The organism is Bradyrhizobium sp. CIR48, assembly GCF_014198315.1.
Classification (GTDB): Bacteria; Pseudomonadota; Alphaproteobacteria; order Rhizobiales; family Xanthobacteraceae; genus Bradyrhizobium.
Map to the genome: position 1 here is coordinate 24,474 of NZ_JACIHG010000023.1, position 22,385 is coordinate 46,858.

Sequence of the window (22,385 nt, forward strand, 5' to 3'; positions counted from 1 at the left end):
TGAATAGTCCCTCAATGAGTATGGTTAATTTTCCCTGTTGCGTTGATTGGGCACCTATATCCCGGGTGCATGGCGTAGAGCGAAGAGTAGCCCCTCAGCCTGCGGCATTTGGAATGAAAGCTGGGGATCATGCTTGACTATAACCAGCCGATAGATCGGGCCAGACCGGAGTCGCCGCAACAGAGGCCCCAGGCCGGCTTCAACGTGCTGGAGCTCGCCAATTTGCTCTGGCGACACAAGATCGCGATTACCGCGGCTGCCCTGCTCGGTGCAACGCTCGCCGTTACCGTGGGCAAGAGCTTGACGCCCCGCTACACCGCCACCGCCCAGCTCTATGTCGATCCGCGCGAGCTTCAGCTCGTCGATCGCGAGCTCACGCCGCGCGCGCAGGACGTCTCCGGCATGGCCATGGTGGTGGAGAGCCAGGCGCGGCTGATCACCTCCAACAGCGTACTGCTCAAGGTGATCCAGCAGACGGGTCTCGACAAGGACCCGGAATTCGGCGGCGGCAGCGACGGCCAGAGCCTGATGTCGTCGCTGCTCGGCCTGATCGGTCTGCAGCCCCGCGCTCCCTCCGCTGCGGACAACAAGGAGGTGCAGCTTGCGGCGCTCGAGGCGCTGAACAGGCACATCACGATCCGCAAGACCGAAAAGAGCTTCATCGTCGACATCGAGGTCTGGTCGACGGATCCGGCGAAGGCGGCGACGCTCGCCAACACGCTGACCAATGCCTATCTCGCCGAGTCCCGCAACTCGCAGGCTTCGGCCGCACGGCGCGCCACCAACGATCTCTCCGGCCGCCTCAAGGAGCTGCGCGAGCGGCTGCGCAACGCCGAGACCGCGCTCGCCACCTACAAGGCCCAGAACAATTTCGTCGGCACCCAGGATGCGCTGATCAGCGATCAGCAGCTTTCCGCCAGCAACCAGCGGCTTTCCGCGGCCCGCGCCGCGACGATGGATGCCCAGGCGCGGCTCGACCAGATCGAGGCGAGCCGCCGTACCGCGGCCGACGCCGGCGCGATCCCGGAGGCGCTGCAATCGCCGACGATCGCGAACCTGCGCGCGCAATATGCCGATGCACGCAAGAAATATGCTGAGCAGGCCGGCGAGCTCGGGCCGCGCCATCCGGCACTGCGCCAGACCGAGAAGCAGGTCGAGGATCTCAAGCGCACCATCAGCGAGGAGATCGATCGCTTCGCCCAGTCGGCCAAGAACGATCTGACGCGCGCCCGCGACTATGAGGCCTCGCTCAACCGGGCCATGGAGGCGCAGAAGCGGCAGAGCGTGCAGCTCAGCCAGGCCGCCGTCCGCCTGCGCGAGCTCGAGCGCGAGGCCGATGCCAGCCGCGACGTCTATCAATCCTTCCTCAAGCGCTCGCGCGAGACCGAAGAGCAGGAGACGCTGAACACTTCGGCGGCCCGCGTCATCGGCGAAGCGACGGTGCCGCAGCGGCGCTCGTTCCCGCCCGCGATGAGCCTGTTCGCCATGATCGGCTTCATCTTCGGCGCGCTCGCGGCGTCAAGCTGGTTCGCCGCGGTCGAACTCCTGCTCGTCGGCGCGCCGGCGCCTGCGCCAGTCCGCCGTGAGCGCGAGCCGGCGCCGGAGAGAACGCGCGCTCCCGAGGTATTGCCGGCTCCGGCAGCTCCGCAATCTCCTCAGGTCTCGCGACCTCAGGAAGTGGCGCAGGCCCTGCCAGAACTTGCCGCGCCATCGCTGCAGCCTGCGATGGTCGAAAAGCCCCTGATCGAAAAGCCGCTGATCGCGCGCCTCCAGGAGGCCGACGTCATCCACACGCTCGGAGCCATTCTCGCCACCGGCGGCGGCGTCGACCTTACCCGGCTGGGCTGGCCGACATTGCGGCCCGGCTTTCCGCTGACGAAGCTGCTCAACGCCTGGCGCGATATGCGCACTGCCGTGGCCCGGCGCGCCGGCGACAAGGCGATGCCGGTCATCGCGCTCGTCGGCGCCGGCGACACCACCGGACGCAGCGTGATCGCGCTGAATTTCGCGCTTGCGGCTGCGCGCGACGGCGCCCGCGTGCTGATGATCGATGCCGACCATCAGGCCCACGCACTCTCGAACAAGGTCAGCCGCCCCGGCAGGAACGAACCGAGCAGGCTCGGCTGGCTCTCGATCGGCAGCAAGGCCGCACGCGAGATCAGGACGGTCAACGGCATTTCGGTGCTGCCGGCCGGCGAGGGCGACGCCGGCAAGGCCACCGATGCGATCCGCAAGGCGATTGCGCAGGCGCGCGCCGCGGGCGGCTATGACCTCGTGATCCTCGACGGCCCCGTGATGCCGCTTCTTGCCGGCGGCCGCAAGCTGCTGGACGACACCGACGCGCTGGTGGCGGTGCTGCCGACCAGCCTCGACATCAACGACAGCCTGGAAGAGATCCTGACCGCGCTGGGCCGCGCCGAGCGCAAGCTCGTCGGCGTCGTGCTGGACGAGCTCACCCCTGCAATCCAAACGCGCCAGCGAGGCAGACAATATGCTTGAGCGTCGCGTCAACCTCGACGGACGGGCAGCAACGGCCGACGTGCCGCGAATCACCGTCGGCGGGCTCCGCATGGCCGCGATCGATCTGGAAGCGACCGCCGATTTCATGATCGAAGCGACCGATCCCGACAATCGCATCGGCCGTCCGTTGTTCCTGACCTCGGCCAACGGCGAGGTGCTGGCGCGCTGCTCGACGGAACCGCAGACCGAGCGCCTGTTCCGCGCCGCCGACCTGATCAACGCCGACGGCCAGCCGCTGGTGGCGGCATCAAAGCTGCAATCCTGGTTTCCCCTGCCCGAGCGCGTCGCGACCACGGACCTGTTCCACGTCGTCGCGCGCAAGGCGGAAGCGGTCGGCCGCACTTTCTACATGTTCGGCGCCAGCGAGGCCGAAAACATCGTGGCGGTCGAGAACGTCCAGAAGATGTATCCGAACCTCAAGATCATCGGACGCAGCCACGGCTATCTGCGAGGCGAGGCGCTGCGCGCCAAGGTCGAGGAGATCAACGCGCTTGCGCCGGACTATCTGTGGGTCGCGCTCGGCGTGCCCAACGAGCAGGCATTCGTGGAGGAATTCACGCCGTACCTGACCAATGTTGGCGTTATCAAGACATCAGGCGGCCTGTTCAACTTTTTGTCGGGCAGCCGTTCCCGCGCGCCGCAATGGATGCAGAAGATCGGACTCGAATGGGCCTGGCGCACCTTGCTCGAGCCGCGCCGCCTGTTCTGGCGCTATTTGACCACCAACCCCCGCGCGCTCTATCTTCTCTTCAGCCGCAACCGGCCCCTCCGCTAAGAGAAGAGCAGAAGACGATATGACCGACCGACCGACCGTCCTCGTCACCGGGGGCGCGGGCTATATTGGCTCGCATGCCTGCCGCGCATTGACCGCCGCCGGCTACCAGCCCGTCGTTTATGACAATCTCTCGACAGGTCATCGCAGCTTCGTTGCCGGCCCCCTGGTGACGGGCGATCTGCTCGACGGCACGGCGCTGGCACGCGCCTTCGCCGACCACAAAATCACGGCGGTGATGCATTTCGCGGCAGCGAGCCTGGTCGGCGAGTCCATGACCGATCCGCAGAAATACTACATCAACAACGTTCAGGGCACGCTGTCGCTGTTGCAGGCGATGCGCAACGCAGGCTGCCATCGCATCGTGTTCTCCTCGACCGGCGCCGTCTACGGCAATGCCGATTCCAAGGAGCTGCCGGAAGACTTTCCCTGCATGCCGATCAATCCCTACGGCGCATCGAAATTGATGATCGAGCGGATGCTCGCCGATTATCGCTCGGCCTATGGCTTCGGCGCGTTCTGCCTGCGCTATTTCAACGCCAGCGGCGCCGATCCGGCCGGCGGCATCGGCGAGTTGCGCGACAATGAAACCCACCTCATTCCCCGCGCCATGATGGCGCTGCAGGGCCATGTCGACTTCGCGGTGTTCGGCGACGACTACGACACGCCCGACGGAACCGCGATCCGCGACTACATCCACGTCACCGACCTCGCCGCGGCGCATGTCGCGGCCCTGAAGCTGCTGGAAGAGGGGCATGCCGGCGGCAGCTTCAACCTCGGCACCGGTTCCGGCTTTTCCGTGCGCGAGATCCTGAACGCGATCAGGCAGGAGACCGGCCGCGAGGTGCCGCACACCGTCAAGCCGCGCCGCGCCGGCGATCCCACTTATCTGGTCGCCGATCCTTCCGCTGCGCGAAAGGTGCTGAACTTCGTGCCTGGCCATTCCGACCTGGCGACGGTCATCCGCACCGCCTGGGCCTGGCACCAGAAGGCGCATCCGTTCAGACCGCGTTAGGCAATCGGGGCGCCCGCGCCTTGCTCGACGGAGGCGTGAACGGCTAGACTGGGCCTTCGCTGCCGGCGACGATGCCGGCATGCATGCTCGGCCGATTGAGCGAGCCAATTTTTCCGAGCATCAGGTCACGATCATTTCGGCGCGAAGGCCTGTCATCGGTCGCGGATCCCTGGGAGCATGGAACGAATGCATCAGGCCGCCCGCCTGGAGTTCGAGCGCGTGATAGAGGAGTTTGCCCGCTGGCACATTGTGCCTGCGGACGAGCGCTCGCCCGCGCCCGCCTGGTGGTGGGGACCTGCCATGGCGGTGTTCGACGACCAGGAGCAGATGAGTTGCCCATGGTGCGCCGAACTCGGTTTGAACGAGGGTGCGAGCTTCGCCGAGGGCGCGCACGCGATTCTCGCGCTGTTCGTCGAGCAGACATCGCTGACGGGGCCTCAGGATTTTCCGAGCAAGGCCGAGGTCGGGGAGCACGACGTCCGCGAGCTGCACCCGCAGCCGTCAGACGACAGCGCGTTTCAGCCGTGACGCCGCAGCTTCAGTAGCGGCAACGTCCGGCTCCGGCTGGAGCGGCGGGGCGACAGGCAGGACCATCGGCCGCAGCAGCTCGGCCATCTGCTTGGCCGGCAGCGGCTTCGAGATCAGGAAGCCCTGCATCTCGTCGCAGCCATGGGTGCGCAGGAATGCCTCCTGCTCGACGTTCTCGACGCCTTCGGCGACGACGGTCATGCCGAGCGCTTTGCCCATGCTGATGATGGCCTGCGCGATCGCCTGGTCCTCGGAATCCTGCGGCAGGTCGCGCACGAAGGAGCGGTCGATCTTGATGGTGTCGATCGGGAAGTGCTTCATCAGCGACATCGACGAATAGCCGGTGCCGAAATCGTCGATGGCGAGGCGGATGCCGCGGCTCTGGATGGCATCGAGCACCTTGAGCGCGCGGCCGACGTTGCGCATCATCATGCTCTCGGTGACTTCGAGCTGGAGCAGCACCGGCGACATGCCGCTGGCCGCCAGCGCCTCGTCGACGTCCTGCAACAGATGCTCGTCGGCGAACTGCCGCGGCGACAAATTGACCGCCATCGACAACGGCAACAGGCCGCGGCGCTGCCAGGCCATGGCCTGCGCGCAGGCCTCGTTGAGCACCCAGCGGCCGATCGGCACGATCAGGCCGGTTTCCTCGGCTAGCGGAATGAACTGAGCCGGCGAGATGTTGCCGAGATCGGGATGCGTCCAGCGCAGCAGGGCTTCGACGCCGGTGATCTGGCCGGTCTCCATGTCCACCTTGGGCTGGTAGTTCAAAGAGAACTGCTCGCGCTCCAGCGCACGGCGCAGCGCGCTCTCCAGCGACAGCCGCTCGATCGACTGCGTCTTCACCTCCTTGGAGAAGAAGCGGTAGCCGTTCTTGCCGTCCTCCTTGGCCAGGTACATCGCCATGTCGGCGTTCTTGGTCAGTGTCTGCGCATCGGAGCCGTTGGCCGGATACATCGCGATACCGATCGAGGCCGTGGTGTGGCACTCGTGTCCGGCGAGCTCCATGGGCTCGGCGAGTGCCGCGAGCAGCCCGGTCGCGATGCACTGGACGTCGTCGATCTCGCCGCACTGGTCGAGGATCACCACGAACTCGTCGCCGCCGAGGCGCGCCACCACATCGCTTTCCCGCAGCGCGCCGCGCAAGCGGTTGGCGACTTCGAGCAGGAGCAGGTCGCCGGCCTCATGGCCGAGCGAATCGTTGATGACCTTGAAGCGGTCGAGATCGATGAACAGCACCGCGAAACAGTGGTCGTGGCGCTCTGCAGTTTCGATCGCCTCGCGCAAAAGCCCGTTGAAGGTCTCGCGGTTCGGAAGGTCCGTCAAGCTGTCATGCGAGGCGAGGTACTCGATCCGCTCGTCCGCCTCCTTCTTCTCGTCGGCGCGATCGAAATTCTCCATCGCGAAGGACACGTTGTCGGCGAGACGTTGCAACAGCTCGACGAATTCGGCCGTGAAAGTAGCCGGCTCGGTCGACATGTAGATCATGACGCCGACGGCCTGATCGTGCACGATGAGCGGAAATGCCGCGCCAGATCGCGCGCCGTCGCCGCGGACGACGGCGTGGAATGCGCTGACGCGATCGTCATTGAGATAATCGTTGCTGATGCAGGGCTGGCGCGTGCGGAACGCCGTGCCGCTCATCCCGCGTCCTTCGGGCCGCTCGGGGTCGATGGAGAGGCGAACGTTCCGCGTGGTGTTGGAAGATGGCCCGGCGCTCGCCACGATCTCCAGCCGGTCGCTGTCGGCCCTGGCCAGCGCGATCGTCGTCGACGTGAACTTGGCACCGTTCGAGGCCGCGAGACAGACGAGATCGAACAGCTCGGCGCGCGACTTCGCCCGCATGATCGCCTCGTTGGTCGCGCTCAGAGCCGCGAACATGCGCGTCAGGCGCTCTTTCTGCGCCTCGGTGCGGGCCTTTTCCTCGGCACGATCGAAATTGTCGAGCGCGAAGGAGACGTTTTCGGCAAGGCGCCCGAGCAGTTCGACCATATCGGGCGTGAATGTGTCCTCCTCGGGCGCGAGGAAAAGCAGGATGCCGATCGGCTCCTGACCCGCCTTTAGAAGCGGGAAGCTGGCGGCGGCCCGCGTTCCGTCCTCGATCGCCTTCGCCCGCCAATATGCCGACCGCGGCTCGTTCAGATAGTCGTTCATGACGCTGGGCCGGCGGGTCCGGAGCGAGGTGCCGATGATCCCCTTGGCTTCGGGATGGTCGGCGGAAATGTTGCAGGTCCGTCCAACCATCTGCCGCTGCAGGCGCCCCTTTACCGCGACGACGCGGACGAGCTCGTTTTCCTCGTCGATGATGCCGATCGTTGCCGACGCGAACACGTCGCCGAGAATAGCTGCCTGGCACGCGGCCTCGAACAGGTCCTCGCGCGTCTTGGCGCGCATGATCGCTTCATTGGTTGCGCTGAGCGCTTCGAACATTCCGCTCAGGCGATTGCGCTGCTTGTCTACCTGCGCCTTCTCCTCGGCGCGATCGAAGCCTTCCAGCGCGAAGGCGACGTTGGCCTGGAGCTTGCGCAGCAATTCGACGAATTCGGGTGTGAACGTGCCGCACTCCGGGGAGTTGAACAGGAACACGCCTTCGACCTGGTCGCCGTTGAAGAGCGGCAACGCGGCGGAGGACGCGATCCCGTTGCGGCGGGCGCTGGCGTGCCAGGGCGCGATGCGCTCGTCGGCGAGAACGTCGTTGCTGACGGCGGGCTGGCGCGTGCGGAACGCGGTGCCGGTCAGTCCGCGCCCTTCCGGCACCTGCTCGGAGATGGATAACTTGAAGTTGCGAACGTGGTCGGCGTTCGGTCCGTAACAGGCGACGACGCGCAGCAGCCCGGCGTGAGGGTCGACTAGGGCGATGTTGGCCGAAGTGAACTTGGCGCCCTTCGCCGTCGCCTCGCAGACGAGGTCGAACAGATCGGCGCGCGACCGCGCCCGCAGGATCGCCTCGTTGGTGGCGCTGAGCGCCGCATACATGCGTGCCAGCCGTTCCTCTTCGGCGGCGATTTTGGCCTTCTCGGATTCGCGGCCGAAATTATCGATCGCGAACGAGACGTTCTCCGCTATACGCAGCAGGAGCGCGACGATCTCCTCGTCCTTGGCCCAGGAGCGGCTGATGAAGAACAGGAGCACGCCGACACTTTCACCGTGCCTGATCAGCGGCGCGACCACGCAGGCGGCAACGCCAGTGTTGACGTTGGCCTGCTCCCACGGCGTGCCTCTGGTGCGGCTGGCGAGATCGTCCTCGACGATGGCCTTCTGCGTCCGGAACACCTCACCGGATAGTCCCTTGCCGTAGGGATTCTCCGGATCAATCGAATAGCGCGCCTGGGTAATCAGTGCGAGGTTCTGGCCGGTGGACGCGACCGGACTCATCCAATGCGAATCCGGTTCGCGGAGCAACACGACGGTCGCCAGCGATTTGCCTCCATGAACGGAGGCGTCACAAACGAGCTGGTAGAGCTCCTGCTCGGTCTTGGCGCGCAGGATGGCTTCGTTGGTGGCGCTGATGGCGCCGAACATGCGGTTGAGCCGCCGCGTCGCCCGTTCGCTGGTCTGCCGCGCTGTTTCGCGCGCGAAATTGTCCAGAGCGTAGGAAATGTTGGCCGACATTCGCTCGAACAGCGACACCATCTGCTCGTTCAGCGAGCCGGCTTCGCGGCGGGTCACGTAGAGCACGCCGACGCTCTTGCCGTTGCAGAGCAGCGGCAGCGCCGCAGCCGCGCCGATGCCGGCGGAAGCTGCACCCTCACGCCACGCCAGCGAACGCGGGTCGTTCAGATAGTCATTGCTGACGCACAGTTTCTGATCGCGAAATGCCTCGCCGCCGACGCCCGAGCCTTCGGGTGTGCCGGCATCCGTCGTGATCTCGATCGAGCGCAGCCGCGCAATGTCATCGCCACAGCCGGCCGCAAAATGGAGCCGCCGGTCGTCCGCTCCGACCAGAAACACGGCGACAGCCAAGAAATCCCCGCTCGAAAACCCGGCGTTGCAGACCTTCTGGTACAGCTCGTCCGGCGATTTCGCATAGAGGATCGCTTCGTTGATGGCGCTCAACGCCGCAAATGTGCGCGCGAGTGTCGTCGGCACGATCTCAGCTCCCGGGCATTTCTGCCTATTTCTCCCGGGTGACTTTATGAGGGGCCATCGCCTAAGTGGTGGTTATTGCGCGCTGCAAACAATCGATCAAAGTGAACGAGCTGCGAACGACCCCGGGTAAACTACCGAAAATACCGCCGCGCGGGACGAATCCTCAGCGAGAGGCGCGATCTCTTTACGAATTTGCAGCCCTGTATTGGTTTACGGGAGATTGATATCGCTGCCGCGCTTTGAGACGATGGCCCCCAACAATCAGTGCCCGCCAAGGCAAAGACCCCGGGGAACGCCATGCCGATCGTCACGGCCGATCGCCTCACGCGCGTCAGCGCCGCCCTGCTCCGCGCCGCCGGAGCCTCCGAGGAAGAAGCCGACGCCGTCGCCGTCGGCTGCGTCAATGCCAATCTCGCCGGCCATGATTCCCACGGCGTGATCGCCGTTCCCACCTATATCGACCGGATCAAGGCCGGCCACATCGTTCCCGGCGCCAAATGGACCGTGGTCCAGGAATCGCCGACCACGACCGTGATCGACGGCCATTGGGGCTTTGGTTTCCACGTCAACGCCAAGGCGATGGCGCTGACGATCGAGAAAGCCAGGACGGCGAATGTCGCTGCCTGCACCGTGTTCCGGCAAAGCCATGTCGGCCGCCTCGCCGCCTACCCCTTGATGGCGATGCGCGCAGGCATGATCGGGATTGCCACGGCGGATTCCGGCCGCTCGCCGAAGCACGTGGCGCCGTTCGGCGGCAAGGAAGCGCGGCTCGGCACCAACCCGATCTCGATCGCGGTGCCGTCCGATCTCGATGCGCCGTTCTATCTGGATATGGCGACTTCGGCTGTCGCGGCCGGCAAGATCCAGCTCGCGGTCGCGCGCGGCGAGGAGATTCCGACGGGCTGGATCATCGATGCCGAGGGACGGCACACCACCGATCCGACCCAATACCGCAAGGGCGGCGCGCTGCTGCCGCTCGGCGGCACCGAGGGCTACAAAGGCAGCGGCCTCGCTGCGATGGTCGAGGTGCTGTGCGGCCTGCTCACCGGCCTCGGCTTCGGCGTCGAGCCTACGGGGCGACACAATGACGGATGCTTCATGGCGGTGTTCAATGTCGCCCCATTCCGCCCGCTGCAGGAGTTCAAGCGCGAGGTCGCCGAGTTCGCGCGCTATCTGAAATCGACGCCGCCGTCAGAGGGCAGCAAGGGCGTCTACTATCCCGGCGAGATCGAGGGACTGCGCGAGCAGCAGCGCCTGCGCGACGGCATCGAGATCGAGGATGCCACCTGGGAAAGGCTGCGCGCGCTGGCGCGGGAATACCGGCTCGACACCGTCCTCGATCTGGCCTGACGGCATCAGGAGAACAGCAGCATGAATCGACAGATGGTCCTGGTCGGCTTTCTCCAGGCGCAGAACTGCACCAACCTGCCGAGCTCCTGGCGGCATCCGGATTCGCGCGACGATTCGATGTCAGCGGACTATTATCAGGAGATCGGCAGAATTCTCGAAGCCGGCAAGTTCCACATGGCCTTCTTCGACGACCGCCTGGCAATGCCGGACCGCTACGGCAACGACCACGCCCATACCGTCGAATACGGCATCCGCTGCGTGAAGATGGATCCGCTGATCGTGCTGACCACGATGGGCATGGTCACCGAGAAGCTCGGGCTGGGCGCGACGTGCTCGACCACTTATTACGAACCGTTCGACGTCGCGCGCCGCTTCGCGACGCTCGATCTCATGTCCGGCGGACGCGCCGGCTGGAACGTCGTCACCTCGCTCAACGACGGCGAGGCGCTCAACATGGGGCGCGACTCCCATCCAGAACATGATTCCCGCTACGACAAGGCCGACGAGTTCATGCAGGTCGTGCTCGGCCATTGGGACACCTGGGAAGACGGCGCGCTCATCATGGACAAGAAGACCGGCCGCTTTGCTGATCCGACCAAGGTGAAGCGGCTCGACCACAAGGGCGCGGCGTTCAAGTCACGCGGGCCGTTCACCGTGCCGCGTTCGCAGCAAGGCCATCCCGTGATCATCCAGGCCGGGGCATCGGGCCGAGGCCAGCGCTTTGCCGGGCGGTGGGGCGAGGTGATCTTCACCGCCGCGCGCAATCTTCAGGGCGCCAAGGACGGCTATGCGTCCGTGCGCAACGAGGCCGCCAAGGCCGGCCGCGATCCTGATGAGATGTTCCTTTGCAATTTGACGACGCCGGTCTGTGGCGCGACCAAGGCGGAAGCCGAGGACAGGATGGCGCTGATCAACAAGCTGCCGCTCCAGATCGACGCGCTGTCGCTGCTTGCCGAAGCGCTCAACTACGACTTCGCCTCCAAGGATCTCGACGAGCCGCTGACCACTGACGAGCTGAAGAGCATGCAGGGTATTCTGGGCATCCGCGACGGCGTGCTGAAGAATTCGGGCAAGAGCAATCCGAGCGCGCGCGACTTCGTCACTTTCTCCGGCCGCGGGCAAGTGCAGGACGCAATGGTCGGCGGCCCCAAGGAGATCGCGGACAAGCTCGAGGAGATGTTTGTCGAGCGCGGCTGCGACGGCTTTGTCATCGCGGCGACCTATGTGCCCGGCTCCTACGCCGATTTCGTCCAGCATGTCGTCCCGGAGCTGCAACGCCGCGGACTGTTTCAAAAAGACTATCGCGGCAAGACGCTGCGCGAAAATCTCGGACTGAAGCGGCCCGCGGCCGGCGCCTGGAAGGTGCTGCCGCGCGATGCCGCGGAATAGCAACGAGGACTTGGCATGCGCTGGCTGAAATTTACTGATGCAGGCAAGACCTCGTGGGGAATCATCGAGGACGACAAGGTAATCGCAGTCGAAGGCGATCCCTTCGACGAATGGCAACGCAGCTCGCGCACGCATTCGCTGTCGGACGTGAAGATCGAGTTGCCACTGATCCCCCGCACCTTCTATTGCGTCGGCTTGAACTACCTCAAGCACCTGAAGGAAGCCGCCGACAAGGCCGGCACCGTGCCGGCCGTGCCTGACCGTCCCGAGATCGGCTATCGCGCCCAGAACGCGCTGATCGCACATGACGAGGAGGTCGTGATCCCGTCCTTTGCGACGGAGAAAATCCACTACGAGGGCGAGCTCGTCGTCGTCATCGGCAAGAAGGTAAAGCATCTCACGGAGGACAACGCGATGGATTGCGTGTTCGGCTACACCATCGGCAACGACGTCAGCGAGCGCAGCTGGCAGAAGGCCGATCGTAGCCTGTGGCGCTCGAAGAACGCCGACACGTTCAAGCCGATGGGGCCGTGGATCGAGACCGAAGCCGATCTCGAACAGATGGAAACGATCGTCCGGGTCAACGGCAACGAGACCAATCGCTTCGCGACCAACGACATGATCTTCGGCGTGATGCCGTTCCTGGTCGAGCTGACCAAGTATTTTACCTTATGGCCCGGCGACGTGATCTGGATGGGCACGGACGGCGCCTCGCCCGACATCAAGCACGGTGACGTCGTGGAGATCGACATCACCGGTGTCGGGACGTTGCGGAACAGGTTTATGCGGGAGGGGCACTAGCGGCCCCGCAGCACCGGTGCCGTAGGGTGGGCAAAGGCGCTCTTGCGCCGTGCCCACCATCTTTTTCCGTCATGAAAGATCGTGGGCACGCTTCGCTTTGCCCACCCTACGGCACCTCTCGGGAATCAAAACGGCAACGCCACACTCGACTTGATCTCCTTGAGCACCACGTTGCTGCGGACATAGCGGATGCCGGGAATGCGGAACATGAACTCGTCGAGAAATCGGTTGTAGGCTGCCATGTCCTGCACGACGACGCGCAAATGATAATCGGCGTCGCCCGTGGTCGCAAAGCACTCCAGCACCTCGCGGCGCTTGGTTACCCGCGCGACGAATTCGTCGACGAACTTTGCGTCATGCCGCTCCAGTGAGACGTGGAGAATGGCTGACATCGCAAAGCCCGCCTGCTCGCGCGCGACCAGCGCCGCGTAGCCCTGGATGATGCCGGCCTCCTCCAGCGCGCGCACTCGGCGCCAACAGGCAGAGGTGGACATGCCGACCTCGTCCGCCACTTGCTGGTTGGTGGCGCGGCCGTCCTTCTGGAGGTGCGCGAGAATCCGGGTGTCCTGGTCTTCGATCATCGATCGGCTCAATCTGGTGTATTCTACCGCATGATAGCGGAATCCGGGATAATTTACCAGAATCAGCTTGCAGCTAGGAAAGATAGGTAAGACCTACCAACCATCAGGGCCTACCCTCCGCTCATCCGGCAAGGATGCCGCGGGAGGTCCGCATGGACGCCTTTCCGTCACTCGACCCCTACGAACTCTCCGATCGCTACGATCGCGAACACGGCCGCGTCTTCCTTACGGGCACACAGGCCATCGTCCGCATCGCGCTCGACCAAGTCAGGCGCGATCGGGCCGCGGGGCTCAACACCGCCGGCTTCATCTCAGGCTATCGCGGCTCGCCGCTCGGCGGCATCGACCTCGAGCTCTGGCGCATCCAGGAGCGGCTAAAGCGGGACCGTGTCGAATTCCTGCCAGCCGTGAACGAGGACCTCGCCGCGACCGCGGTACTCGGCTCGCAGCAGGTCGAGACGCAGGGAGATCGCGAGGTCGATGGCGTGTTCGGGCTCTGGTACGGCAAGGGACCCGGCGTCGACCGCTCCGGCGATGCGCTGAAGCATGGCAATGCCTACGGCTCCTCGCCGCATGGCGGTGTGCTGGTGGTCGCCGGCGACGACCATGGCTGTGTCTCCTCCTCGATGCCGCACCAGTCTGACGTCGCCTTCATGAGCTGGTTCATGCCGACGCTGCATCCCGCGAGCGTCGGCGAGTATCTCGCGTTCGGCGAATATGGCTATGCACTGAGTCGCTTCTCCGGCATGTGGGTCGGCTTCAAGGCGATCTCGGAGATCGTCGAGTCGGGCGCCTCCGTCGCGCTGCAGCCGCCGCGCCACTTCCGCACGCCGGAGTTCACGCCGCCGCCAGGCGGCCTGCATTATCGCTGGCCTGATTTGCCGGGCCCGCAGATCGAGGAGCGGCTGGAGGCGAAGAAGCACGCGGTCTACGCCTTCGCAAAGGCCAATCCGATCGACCGTCACATCTACGACATTGCGGACGCGACCTACGGCATCGTCACCACGGGCAAGGCACATCTGGACCTGATGGAGGCGCTGCGGCTGATGGGCCTTGACGAAGGCGCCTGCCGCAGCATCGGCATCGACGTCTACAAGGTCGGCATGGTCTGGCCGCTGGCGCTGCATGACGCCATGGATTTTGTGAAGGGTAAGCGCGAGATCCTCGTGGTCGAGGAGAAGCGCGGCATTATCGAGAGCCAGTTCAAGGAATATTTTTACGACTATCCTGGCAGCAAGCCGGAGCGCATGGTCGGCAAGCACGACGAAACCGGGGCAAGGCTGATCTCCTGGATCGGCGAATTGTCGCCCCGCGCGCTGGCGGGCGTGTTGGCGCGCCGGCTTGATCCGATGTTTCCAGGCCTCAATCTCGCCGCACGCGCGGCCGCTCTGATGCCGGAGGCCGCACGCACCATCAACGTCTCGGGCGCGACGCGCACCCCGTATTTCTGCTCGGGTTGCCCGCACAACACGTCAACAAAGGTACCTGAAGGCTCCAAGGCGCTGGCCGGCATCGGTTGTCACTTCATGGCAAGCTGGATGGACCGCGAGACCTCGTCACTGATCCAGATGGGCGGTGAAGGCGTCAACTGGGTGGCTTCGTCACGCTTCACCGGCCACAAGCACATCTTTCAGAACCTCGGCGAAGGCACCTATTACCACTCCGGCTCGATGGCGATCCGGCAGGCGATCGCCGCCAAGGCCAACATCACCTACAAGATCCTGTTCAACGACGCCGTCGCGATGACCGGTGGCCAGCCGGTCGACGGTCCCATCAGCGTGCATGCCATCGCCCACAGCGTCCGCGCCGAAGGTGTGACGCGCATCGCGCTGGTGTCGGATGATCCGGCACAGTTCTCGCCTGCCGACCTGCCGGCCGGCGTCACCCTTCATCCGCGCGAGGAGATGGATGCCGTGCAGCGCGAGCTGCGCGATGTCCCCGGCGTCTCGGTCCTGATCTATCAGCAGACCTGCGCCACGGAGAAGCGACGCCGGCGCAAGCGCGGGCAGATGACCGACCCGAAGCGCTTCGCCTATATCAACGATCTCGTCTGCGAGGGTTGCGGCGACTGCTCGGTGGAATCCAACTGCCTCAGCGTCGAGCCGAAGGAGACGCCGTTCGGCCGCAAGCGCCAGATCAACCTGTCGACCTGCAACAAGGATTTTTCCTGCCTCAACGGCTTCTGCCCGAGTTTTGTGACCGTCGAAGGCGCGACGCGTCGCAAGAAGAGCGCGAGCCAGCTCGACGCGGTTGGTCGGACCGCCACACTTCCGTTGCCCGCGACGGCGGCACTCGACCGTTCTTACGACCTGCTGGTGACCGGCGTCGGCGGTACCGGCGTGATTACTGTCGGCGCGCTGATCGGCATGGCGGCGCACCTCGAAGGCCGCGGCGTCTCAGTGCTCGACTTCACCGGCTTCGCGCAGAAATTCGGGCCCGTGCTGAGCTATATCCGCCTCGCCTCGAGCCCCGCGGCGCTGCATCAGGTCCGTATCGACCAGGGCGCAGCCGATGCGCTGATCGGCTGCGATCTCGTCGTCAGCTCCTCGCCGAAGGCCTCCGGCACCTACCGCCGCGGCACGCGCGCCGCGATCAACACCGCGGAGATGCCGACCGGCGACGTCGTCCGTTTCCGCGATGCCGATCTCGCCTCCCCCGCGCGCCTGCGTGCCATCGGCCAAGTCATCGGCGAGGGCAATCTCGGCACCATCAACGCCAATGCGCTGGCCGAACGACTGCTCGGCGATGCCGTCTATGCCAACATCATCATGCTGGGCTTTGCCTGGCAGCGCGGTTTGGTGCCGATCTCACTGCAAGCGCTGCTGCGTGCAATCGAGCTCAACGGCGTCGCCGTCGAGCGCAACAAGCAGGCCTTTGCCTGGGGCCGGGTCGCCGCAGCCGATCCGGACTTTTTGCCGAGGGTGGACGATGCGCCCAAGGCCGAGAGGCTCGACCAGATGATCGACCGTCGGGCCGATTTCCTCACCGCCTATCAGGACGACGCCTATGCGGCGCGCTACCGGGCGACCGTCGCAAGGGTCCGCCGCGCCGAAGCTGTCCTGAACAGCGAGGCCCTGACCGAGGCCGTCGCACGCGCCCTGTTCAAGCTGATGGCCTACAAGGACGAGTACGAGGTGGCGCGCCTGCATATGCAGGGCGGATTCCTCGACGAGCTGAAGCGCGAATTCGAGGACGGCTTCAGCGTCCAGTATCACCTCGCCCCGCCCTTCCTGCCGTCGCGGCGCGACGCACGGGGGCGTCCGCGCAAGCGCGCCTTCGGCCAATGGATCCAGATGCCACTCGCCGTGCTCGCGCGCTTGAAGGGGCTGCGCGGCACGCGGTTCGATCCCTTCGGCTATATCAGGGAAAGGCGCACCGAGCGCGAGCTGATTGCCTGGTATGAAGGTTTGATCGAGCGGTTCCTCGGCGGGCTCGATGCCGCACATCTGCCAGGTCTCGTCGCAATCGCAGCAGCGCCGATGGACATCCGCGGCTACGGCCCGGTCAAGGACGCCGCGATCGCGAAGGCGAAGATCGAGGTCGAGCGGCTGTTCAATGAACTCCACCCGTCGCCGCCGGCAAAGCTGCGCGCCACCGGTTGACGCGGAGCCGGCGAGGCTTCAGCCTCTATGCCCGGGGGCGCCCTGATGGCTGCCCGCCAATCGGGTGACGCATCATGGATTTCGACCAGTTGACCCTGACCCAGGCCGCGGCCGCCCTCCGCGCCGGTACAGTCAAGAGTACCGCGCTCACAACGGAGGCTCTCGCCCGCGCCAAGGCCAATGCCGATCTCAATGCCTTCGTCACGCTGGACGAGGCCGGCGCCTTGAAGGCCGCCGCGGCATTCGACGCGACGGGCGACAAGGACAGGCCGCTCGGCGGTGTGCCCCTTGTGATCAAGGACAACATCGAGGTCGCGGGACTGCGCTGTAGCGCTGGCACACCCGCACTCAGAGATTACGTTCCGAAGGCCGATGCGCCGGTCGTGGCAAAGCTGCGCGCGGCGGGCGCGATCATCATCGGCAAGACCAGCATGCACGAGCTGGCCTTCGGCATCTCCGGCTACAACACCGCGTTCAAGACCGGCGCCGAGTTCGGCGTGCGCAACGCCTATGACCGCACCCTGATCGCCGGCGGCTCCTCGTCCGGGACCGGCGCTGCAATCGGCGCGCGGATCGTCGCAGGCGGACTCGGCACCGACACCGGTGGGTCGGTGCGCGTGCCCGCCGCGCTGAACGGATGTGCCTCGCTGCGCCCGACCGTCGGCCGCTATCCACAGGAAGGCATCGCCCCGATCTCGCACACGCGCGACACTGCAGGCCCGATGGCCGCGACCATGGCCGACGTCGCGCTGCTCGATCGCGTCATCACGAATGGCGAGGCGGCCCTACCGGCCGACCTGAAGCAGGTGCGGATCGGCGTCGTGAAGACGATGTTGACCAATCTCGATGCCGATACCGAAACCGCCTTCCAGGCCGCTATCGTGCGGATGAAGGCCCACGGCGTCACGATCGTCGAGGTCGAGATGCCGCAGCTCGCCGAACTCAACGGCCAGGTCGGCTTCCCGGTCGCGCTCTATGAAGCCTATGACGACATGGTCGGCTATCTCGCCCGCACCGGCACAGGCCTCACCATCGAAGCGCTGGCGAAGGAGATTGCGAGCCCCGACGTGAAGGGCACCTATGATGGCCTCGTCATCCCGCGCAAATTGCCGGGTCCGGACAATACACTGCTCGATGCCAGGCCGATCTACGACGCGGCGATCAAGACCGCACGACCGGCGCTACAGGCGCTCTATGCCAGGACCTTCGCCGATCATCGGCTCGACGCCATCGCTTTCCCGACCACGCCGCGCGTCGCAATCGCCTCCAATCCCGACTCCAGCAGCCTCGAAAACTTCGGACTGTTCATCCAGAACACCGATCCCGGCAGCAATGCCGGCATTCCCGGGATCCAGATCCCGATCGCGCTCGGCGCCACCAGCAGATTGCCGATCGGACTTGAACTCGATGGCCCTGCCGGAAGCGATCGCCGCCTGCTCGCGATCGGCTTGTCGGTTGAAAAGCTGTTCGGACGGCTGCCGCCGCCGCATTGACGCTCTCGTAGGGTGGGCAAAGCGAAGCGTGCCCACGTCTTCTGTCTACCAATTGACAGATCGTGGGCACGGCGCAAAGGCGCCTTTGCCCACCATACGACACGGCCGCTGCCGGCGCGGCTCACGAATACGGATTGATCAGCTTTTGCTGCTCGGCGCTGTGGTACGCGAGCAGGTCGATGAAGGTCCTGACCTTTGCCGACAGATGATGACGATGCGGATAGACCGCGTTCATCGACAGCTCGATCGTCCGATATTCCGGCAAGAGGCGCACGAGGCGGCCGGCTTCGAGGTCGTCCTGAATGAGAAATCCCGCCATCAGACAGATTGCGGCCCCCTCCAGTGCGACCTTGCGCAGCGCTTCTCCGCTATTGGTGACGAAGCTGCCCGAGATGCGTACGGAGGCCGGTGCGCCTTTGCGATCGAGGAAGCGCCATTCGTCGCCGAACGGATAGTTCAGGTGCCGGCCACAATTATGCGCGGCGAGCTCGTCGAGCTTCTGCACCCGGCCGTGCTTCTCGAGATAATCGTGCGAGCAGCACAGCACGTGACGCCAGGTGGCGAGGCTGCGGACGATCAGGCTTGAATCCGGCGGCGAGGTCATGCGCAAGGCGACATCGTAGCCTTCCTCGATGAGATCGACGTCAGCCTCGCCCATTCGCAGATCGACCTTGAGCTCCGAATAGGTCGACAGAAGCTTTGCCACCACAGGCGCGACGAACTGCACCATATGCGTGGCGACGTGGATGCGCAGCGTGCCGCGGGGCACCGACTGCAATTCACCTGCGATATCGTCGGCCTGTTCGATGTCGGCGAGGATCTGGACGCACCGGTCGTAATAGGCCTTGCCGATCTCGGTGAGGTTGACCTTGCGCGTGGTCCGCTGAAGCAGCCTCACCCCGAGCCGGTCTTCCAGCGCCTGAACGTGATTGCTCACCATGGTGGTCGACATGTTGAGCTTGCGGGCGGCTGCAGAGAAGCCGCCGGTCTCTACCACCCGGCTGAAGACTTCGAGGCTGGTCAATCGATCCATGGCGCCGATTATCCGCTTTTGATGGATAATCGCAAGAAATTCACCCCGATTATCTATCAAAACATCAGCTTTCTCCGTGTGAAGCCTCGTGTGCAGCAGCCCGGGTGCGGTTAACAGCAATCGCTCGACGGGCGCGGCAATCGCTCTGGGGCAGTCGCGACTCCGGTTCGCTAGACATCATAACCAAGGCGACCTCCGGATTATCCAACCCTGGTGGATAATCCTTCCAGCATTTCGCCGATTATCACCCGGCCCAGAAAGACCAATAGTCTCAGCACGCCGATAGGAGACTTCCATGTCCGAGATGCCCCGCGCCGAGACTTTTCAGCAGGCAACTGAAATCACCCCCGATAACCCCAAGACCCCGCCGACTGCCCCGGCCCGGAACGGGGTGCGGCGCGCGGCGCTGGCGCTCGCGTTCCTCGCGGGCACGACAACCGCTGTTTATTACGGGCACGATTACTGGACCAACGGCCGCTACCTCGAGACAACCGACGATGCCTATGTGAAGGCTGACTCCACGATCATCGCACCAAAAATCTCCGGCTACATCGCCAAGGTGCTGGTCAGTGACAACGAAAAGGTGAAGGCGGGGCAGGCGCTGGCCAAGATCGACGATCGCGACTTCAAGGCGGCGCTCGACCAGGCCAAAGCCGACGTCGCCGCCGGCGAAGCCTCGGTGCGCAACATCGATGCCCAGCTCGAGCTGCAACAGCCGATCATCGAGCAGAGCACGGCTGACGTCACTGCAGCCGACGCCAACCTGAAATTCGCGCAGGAAGAGCGCGCCCGTTACGACGACCTCATGAAGACCGGCTCCGGCACGATCCAGCGCGCGCAGCAGACCGACGCGGCGCTACGCGCGAGCAGCGCGCAATTGCAGCACGCGAAATTTGGCCTTCTTGCCGCTCAGCGCAAGATCGACGTGCTCACCACCCAGCGCGCCCAGGCGGCGGCCCAGCTCGAACGGGCCCGCGCTGTCGCACAGCAGGCGGCGTTGAACCTGTCCTATACCGAGATCACCGCGCCGGTCGAGGGCACCGTCGGCGCTCGCTCGCTGCGCGTCGGCCAGTACGTGCAAGCCGGCACGCAATTGATGGCGGTGGTGCCGCTCGATGCGGTCTACGTGGTCGCCAACTTCAAGGAGACCCAGCTCACGCATGTGCGGCCGGGTCAGCCGGTCGAGTTGCACGTCGACAGTTTTCGCAATCGAACCCTGCACGGCCATGTCGACAGCCTGTCGCCCGCGAGCGGGCTCGAATTCGCGCTGCTGCCGCCCGACAACGCCACCGGCAATTTCACCAAGATCGTGCAGCGGGTGCCGGTGAAGATCGTGCTCGACGACCACAGCCTCACCGGCCTGCTGCGCCCCGGCATGTCGGCGGTGCCGACGGTCGACACCAAGCAGGCGGTGCTGGCCGAGCGCGAGACGGCGAAGCGCCTCGCCGGCAACACATCCCGCCCGAACGGCGGCTGAAGCCGGAAGGCCTCGGCGGGATTATCAAATCCTGCCGAACGATCCTTCCACAGCTTCATCGATTATCAAAACCATTCGCCTGACGCATCCTGTCTCCGTACCAGAGACGAGGCTTCCATGAGCACGCTGCAACCGACCCTCGACGCCGCCACCAATCTCGCCGCCCCCGCAGCTCCGAGCACGCCGGCCGTATCCGCAAAAACCTGGGTCGCCGTGATCGGCGCGACGCTCGGCGCCTTCATGGCGGTGCTGAACATCCAGATCGTCAACGCCTCGCTCGCCGACATCCAGGGTGCGATCGGCGCCGGCATCGACGACGGCGGCTGGATCTCGACCTCCTATCTGGTCGCCGAGATCGTGGTGATCCCGCTCTCCGGCTGGCTGGCGCAGGTGTTCTCGATCCGGATTTATCTTCTGACCAATGCGATCCTGTTCCTGGTTCTCTCGGCGGCCTGTGCACTTGCGCAGGATCTGCCGCAGATGATCGTGCTGCGCGCCGTGCAGGGATTTACCGGCGGCGTGCTGATTCCGATGGCGTTCACGCTGATCATCACGCTGCTGCCGCGCGCAAAACAGCCGGTCGGCCTTGCGCTGTTCGCGCTGTCGGCGACATTCGCGCCGGCGATCGGCCCGACCATCGGCGGCTATCTCACCGAGAATTTCGGCTGGGAGTACATCTTCTACGTCAACCTCGTCCCCGGCGCGGTGATGGTCGGCATGCTCTGGTACGCGCTCGAGCCCAAGCCGATGAAGCTGGCGCTGCTGCGCGACGGCGACTGGGCCGGCATCATCACCATGGCGATCGGGCTATCGGCGCTGCAGACCGTGCTGGAGGAAGGCAACAAGGACGACTGGTTCGGCTCGCCCTTCATCGTCAAGCTGTCAGTGATCGCGACAGTCGCGCTGACCGCCTTCCTGATCATCGAGCTCACGGTGAAGAAGCCGCTGCTCAACCTGCGCCTGCTCGTCCGCCGCAATTTCGGCTTCGGCATGCTCGCAAACTTCCTGCTCGGCATCGCGCTGTACGGCTCGGTCTTCATCCTGCCGCAGTATCTGTCGCGCATCCAGGGCTACAATTCCGAGCAGATCGGCATGGTGCTGGCCTGGACCGGATTGCCGCAACTTCTGCTGATTCCGCTGGTGCCGCGCTTGATGCAAAAGTTCGATGCGCGGATCATCATCGGCGTCGGCTTCGTGCTGTTCGCGGCTTCCAACTTCATGAACATCTATATGACCAACGATTACGCCGCCGACCAGCTGCTGTGGCCCAACGTCGTCCGCGCCATCGGCCAGGCGCTGGTGATGGCGCCGCTCTCGGCGGTCGCTACCGCCGGCATCGAGCCGGAGAACGCGGGCTCGGCCTCGGGCCTGTTCAACATGATGCGCAATCTCGGCGGCGCCGTCGGCATCGCACTGCTCCAGACCGTGCTGACCAAGCGCGAGCAGTATCACTCCAATGTGCTGATGCAGTCGGTCTCGGTGTTCGAGCAGGCCACCCGCACACGGCTGGAACAGCTCACGCAATCTTTCGTCAATCACGGCATCCTCGACCGTGCGGATGCAGCGCATCGCGCCTATGTCGCGATTGGCCATATCGTGCAGAAGCAGGCGTACATTCTCGCCTTCAGCGACACGTTTTATCTGCTCGGCATGGCACTGATCGTCGCGCTCGCCGCGGTCCTGTTCCTGAAGAAGCCCGGCCAGACCTCAGCCGGTGGCGCCCACTGACTCAACC

14 protein-coding genes are annotated in these 22,385 nt (G+C 64.8%); 11 read left to right on the forward strand and 3 right to left on the reverse strand.

Annotation, left to right across the window (positions count from 1 at the left end):
* Nucleotides 1-129 precede the first annotated feature (129 nt).
* The 4 genes from GGD66_RS40460 (at nt 130) to GGD66_RS40475 (ending at nt 4,835) form a co-directional block, all read left to right on the forward strand.
* Nucleotides 130-2,499 (forward strand): exopolysaccharide transport family protein, encoded by a 2,370-nt coding sequence (locus GGD66_RS40460; RefSeq protein ID WP_183262144.1) that lies wholly within the window; start codon nt 130-132, stop codon nt 2,497-2,499.
* Nucleotides 2,492-3,295, forward strand: coding sequence for a WecB/TagA/CpsF family glycosyltransferase (locus GGD66_RS40465; protein ID WP_179731708.1), 804 nt, complete (start codon nt 2,492-2,494; stop codon nt 3,293-3,295). Before GGD66_RS40460 ends, GGD66_RS40465 begins: the two co-directional genes overlap by 8 nt.
* A 19-nt stretch (nt 3,296-3,314) precedes the next feature.
* Nucleotides 3,315-4,307, forward strand: coding sequence for a UDP-glucose 4-epimerase GalE (gene galE, locus GGD66_RS40470; protein WP_092255363.1), 993 nt, complete (start codon nt 3,315-3,317; stop codon nt 4,305-4,307).
* 186 nt (nt 4,308-4,493) lie between these two features.
* Complete coding sequence (locus tag GGD66_RS40475) at nt 4,494-4,835, forward strand: hypothetical protein (protein ID WP_183262146.1); 342 nt, start codon at nt 4,494-4,496, stop codon at nt 4,833-4,835.
* Here the strand turns inward: GGD66_RS40475 and GGD66_RS40480 are convergent.
* Entirely contained in the window at nt 4,809-8,924 is a 4,116-nt protein-coding gene (locus tag GGD66_RS40480; RefSeq protein ID WP_183262148.1) for a GAF domain-containing protein, read from the reverse strand. The genes GGD66_RS40475 and GGD66_RS40480 overlap by 27 nt on opposite strands.
* Nucleotides 8,925-9,221: 297 nt before the next feature.
* Here GGD66_RS40480 and GGD66_RS40485 point away from each other — a divergent pair, with 297 nt between their 5' ends.
* From GGD66_RS40485 to GGD66_RS40495, 3 genes are read left to right on the forward strand one after another with little or no spacing between them, the layout of a single operon-like run.
* Nucleotides 9,222-10,274 (forward strand): Ldh family oxidoreductase, encoded by a 1,053-nt coding sequence (locus GGD66_RS40485; RefSeq protein WP_183262150.1) that lies wholly within the window; start codon nt 9,222-9,224, stop codon nt 10,272-10,274.
* A gap of 21 nt (nt 10,275-10,295) precedes the next feature.
* On the forward strand, nt 10,296-11,663 hold the full coding sequence (locus tag GGD66_RS40490; protein ID WP_183262152.1) for an LLM class flavin-dependent oxidoreductase: 1,368 nt from the start codon (nt 10,296-10,298) through the stop codon (nt 11,661-11,663).
* Nucleotides 11,664-11,678: 15 nt separating this feature from the next.
* Nucleotides 11,679-12,464, forward strand: coding sequence for a fumarylacetoacetate hydrolase family protein (locus GGD66_RS40495; RefSeq protein WP_183262155.1), 786 nt, complete (start codon nt 11,679-11,681; stop codon nt 12,462-12,464).
* Nucleotides 12,465-12,589: 125 nt separating this feature from the next.
* On the opposite strand, the gene GGD66_RS40500 is transcribed toward GGD66_RS40495, so the two are convergent.
* The gene (locus GGD66_RS40500) at nt 12,590-13,045 is read right to left on the reverse strand and encodes an Lrp/AsnC family transcriptional regulator (protein WP_092255380.1); all 456 of its coding nucleotides are present in this window, start codon (nt 13,043-13,045) and stop codon (nt 12,590-12,592) included.
* Nucleotides 13,046-13,197: 152 nt separating this feature from the next.
* Between GGD66_RS40500 and GGD66_RS40505 the strand changes: the two genes are divergently transcribed.
* Both GGD66_RS40505 and iaaH read left to right on the forward strand, forming a co-directional pair.
* On the forward strand, nt 13,198-16,647 hold the full coding sequence (locus GGD66_RS40505) for an indolepyruvate ferredoxin oxidoreductase family protein (protein ID WP_183262158.1): 3,450 nt from the start codon (nt 13,198-13,200) through the stop codon (nt 16,645-16,647).
* Nucleotides 16,648-16,721: 74 nt separating this feature from the next.
* The gene (gene iaaH / locus GGD66_RS40510) at nt 16,722-18,140 is read left to right on the forward strand and encodes an indoleacetamide hydrolase (RefSeq protein WP_183262160.1); all 1,419 of its coding nucleotides are present in this window, start codon (nt 16,722-16,724) and stop codon (nt 18,138-18,140) included.
* Between the two features lie 121 nt (nt 18,141-18,261).
* Here the strand turns inward: iaaH and GGD66_RS40515 are convergent, their stop codons facing one another.
* On the reverse strand, nt 18,262-19,173 hold the full coding sequence (locus GGD66_RS40515; RefSeq protein WP_183262162.1) for a LysR family transcriptional regulator: 912 nt from the start codon (nt 19,171-19,173) through the stop codon (nt 18,262-18,264).
* 295 nt (nt 19,174-19,468) lie between these two features.
* Here GGD66_RS40515 and GGD66_RS40520 point away from each other — a divergent pair, with 295 nt between their 5' ends.
* Entirely contained in the window at nt 19,469-20,650 is a 1,182-nt protein-coding gene (locus GGD66_RS40520) for an HlyD family secretion protein (RefSeq protein ID WP_183262165.1), read from the forward strand.
* Nucleotides 20,651-20,767: 117 nt separating this feature from the next.
* Nucleotides 20,768-22,378, forward strand: coding sequence for an MDR family MFS transporter (locus tag GGD66_RS40525; RefSeq protein WP_183262167.1), 1,611 nt, complete (start codon nt 20,768-20,770; stop codon nt 22,376-22,378).
* Nucleotides 22,379-22,385 lie beyond the last annotated feature (7 nt).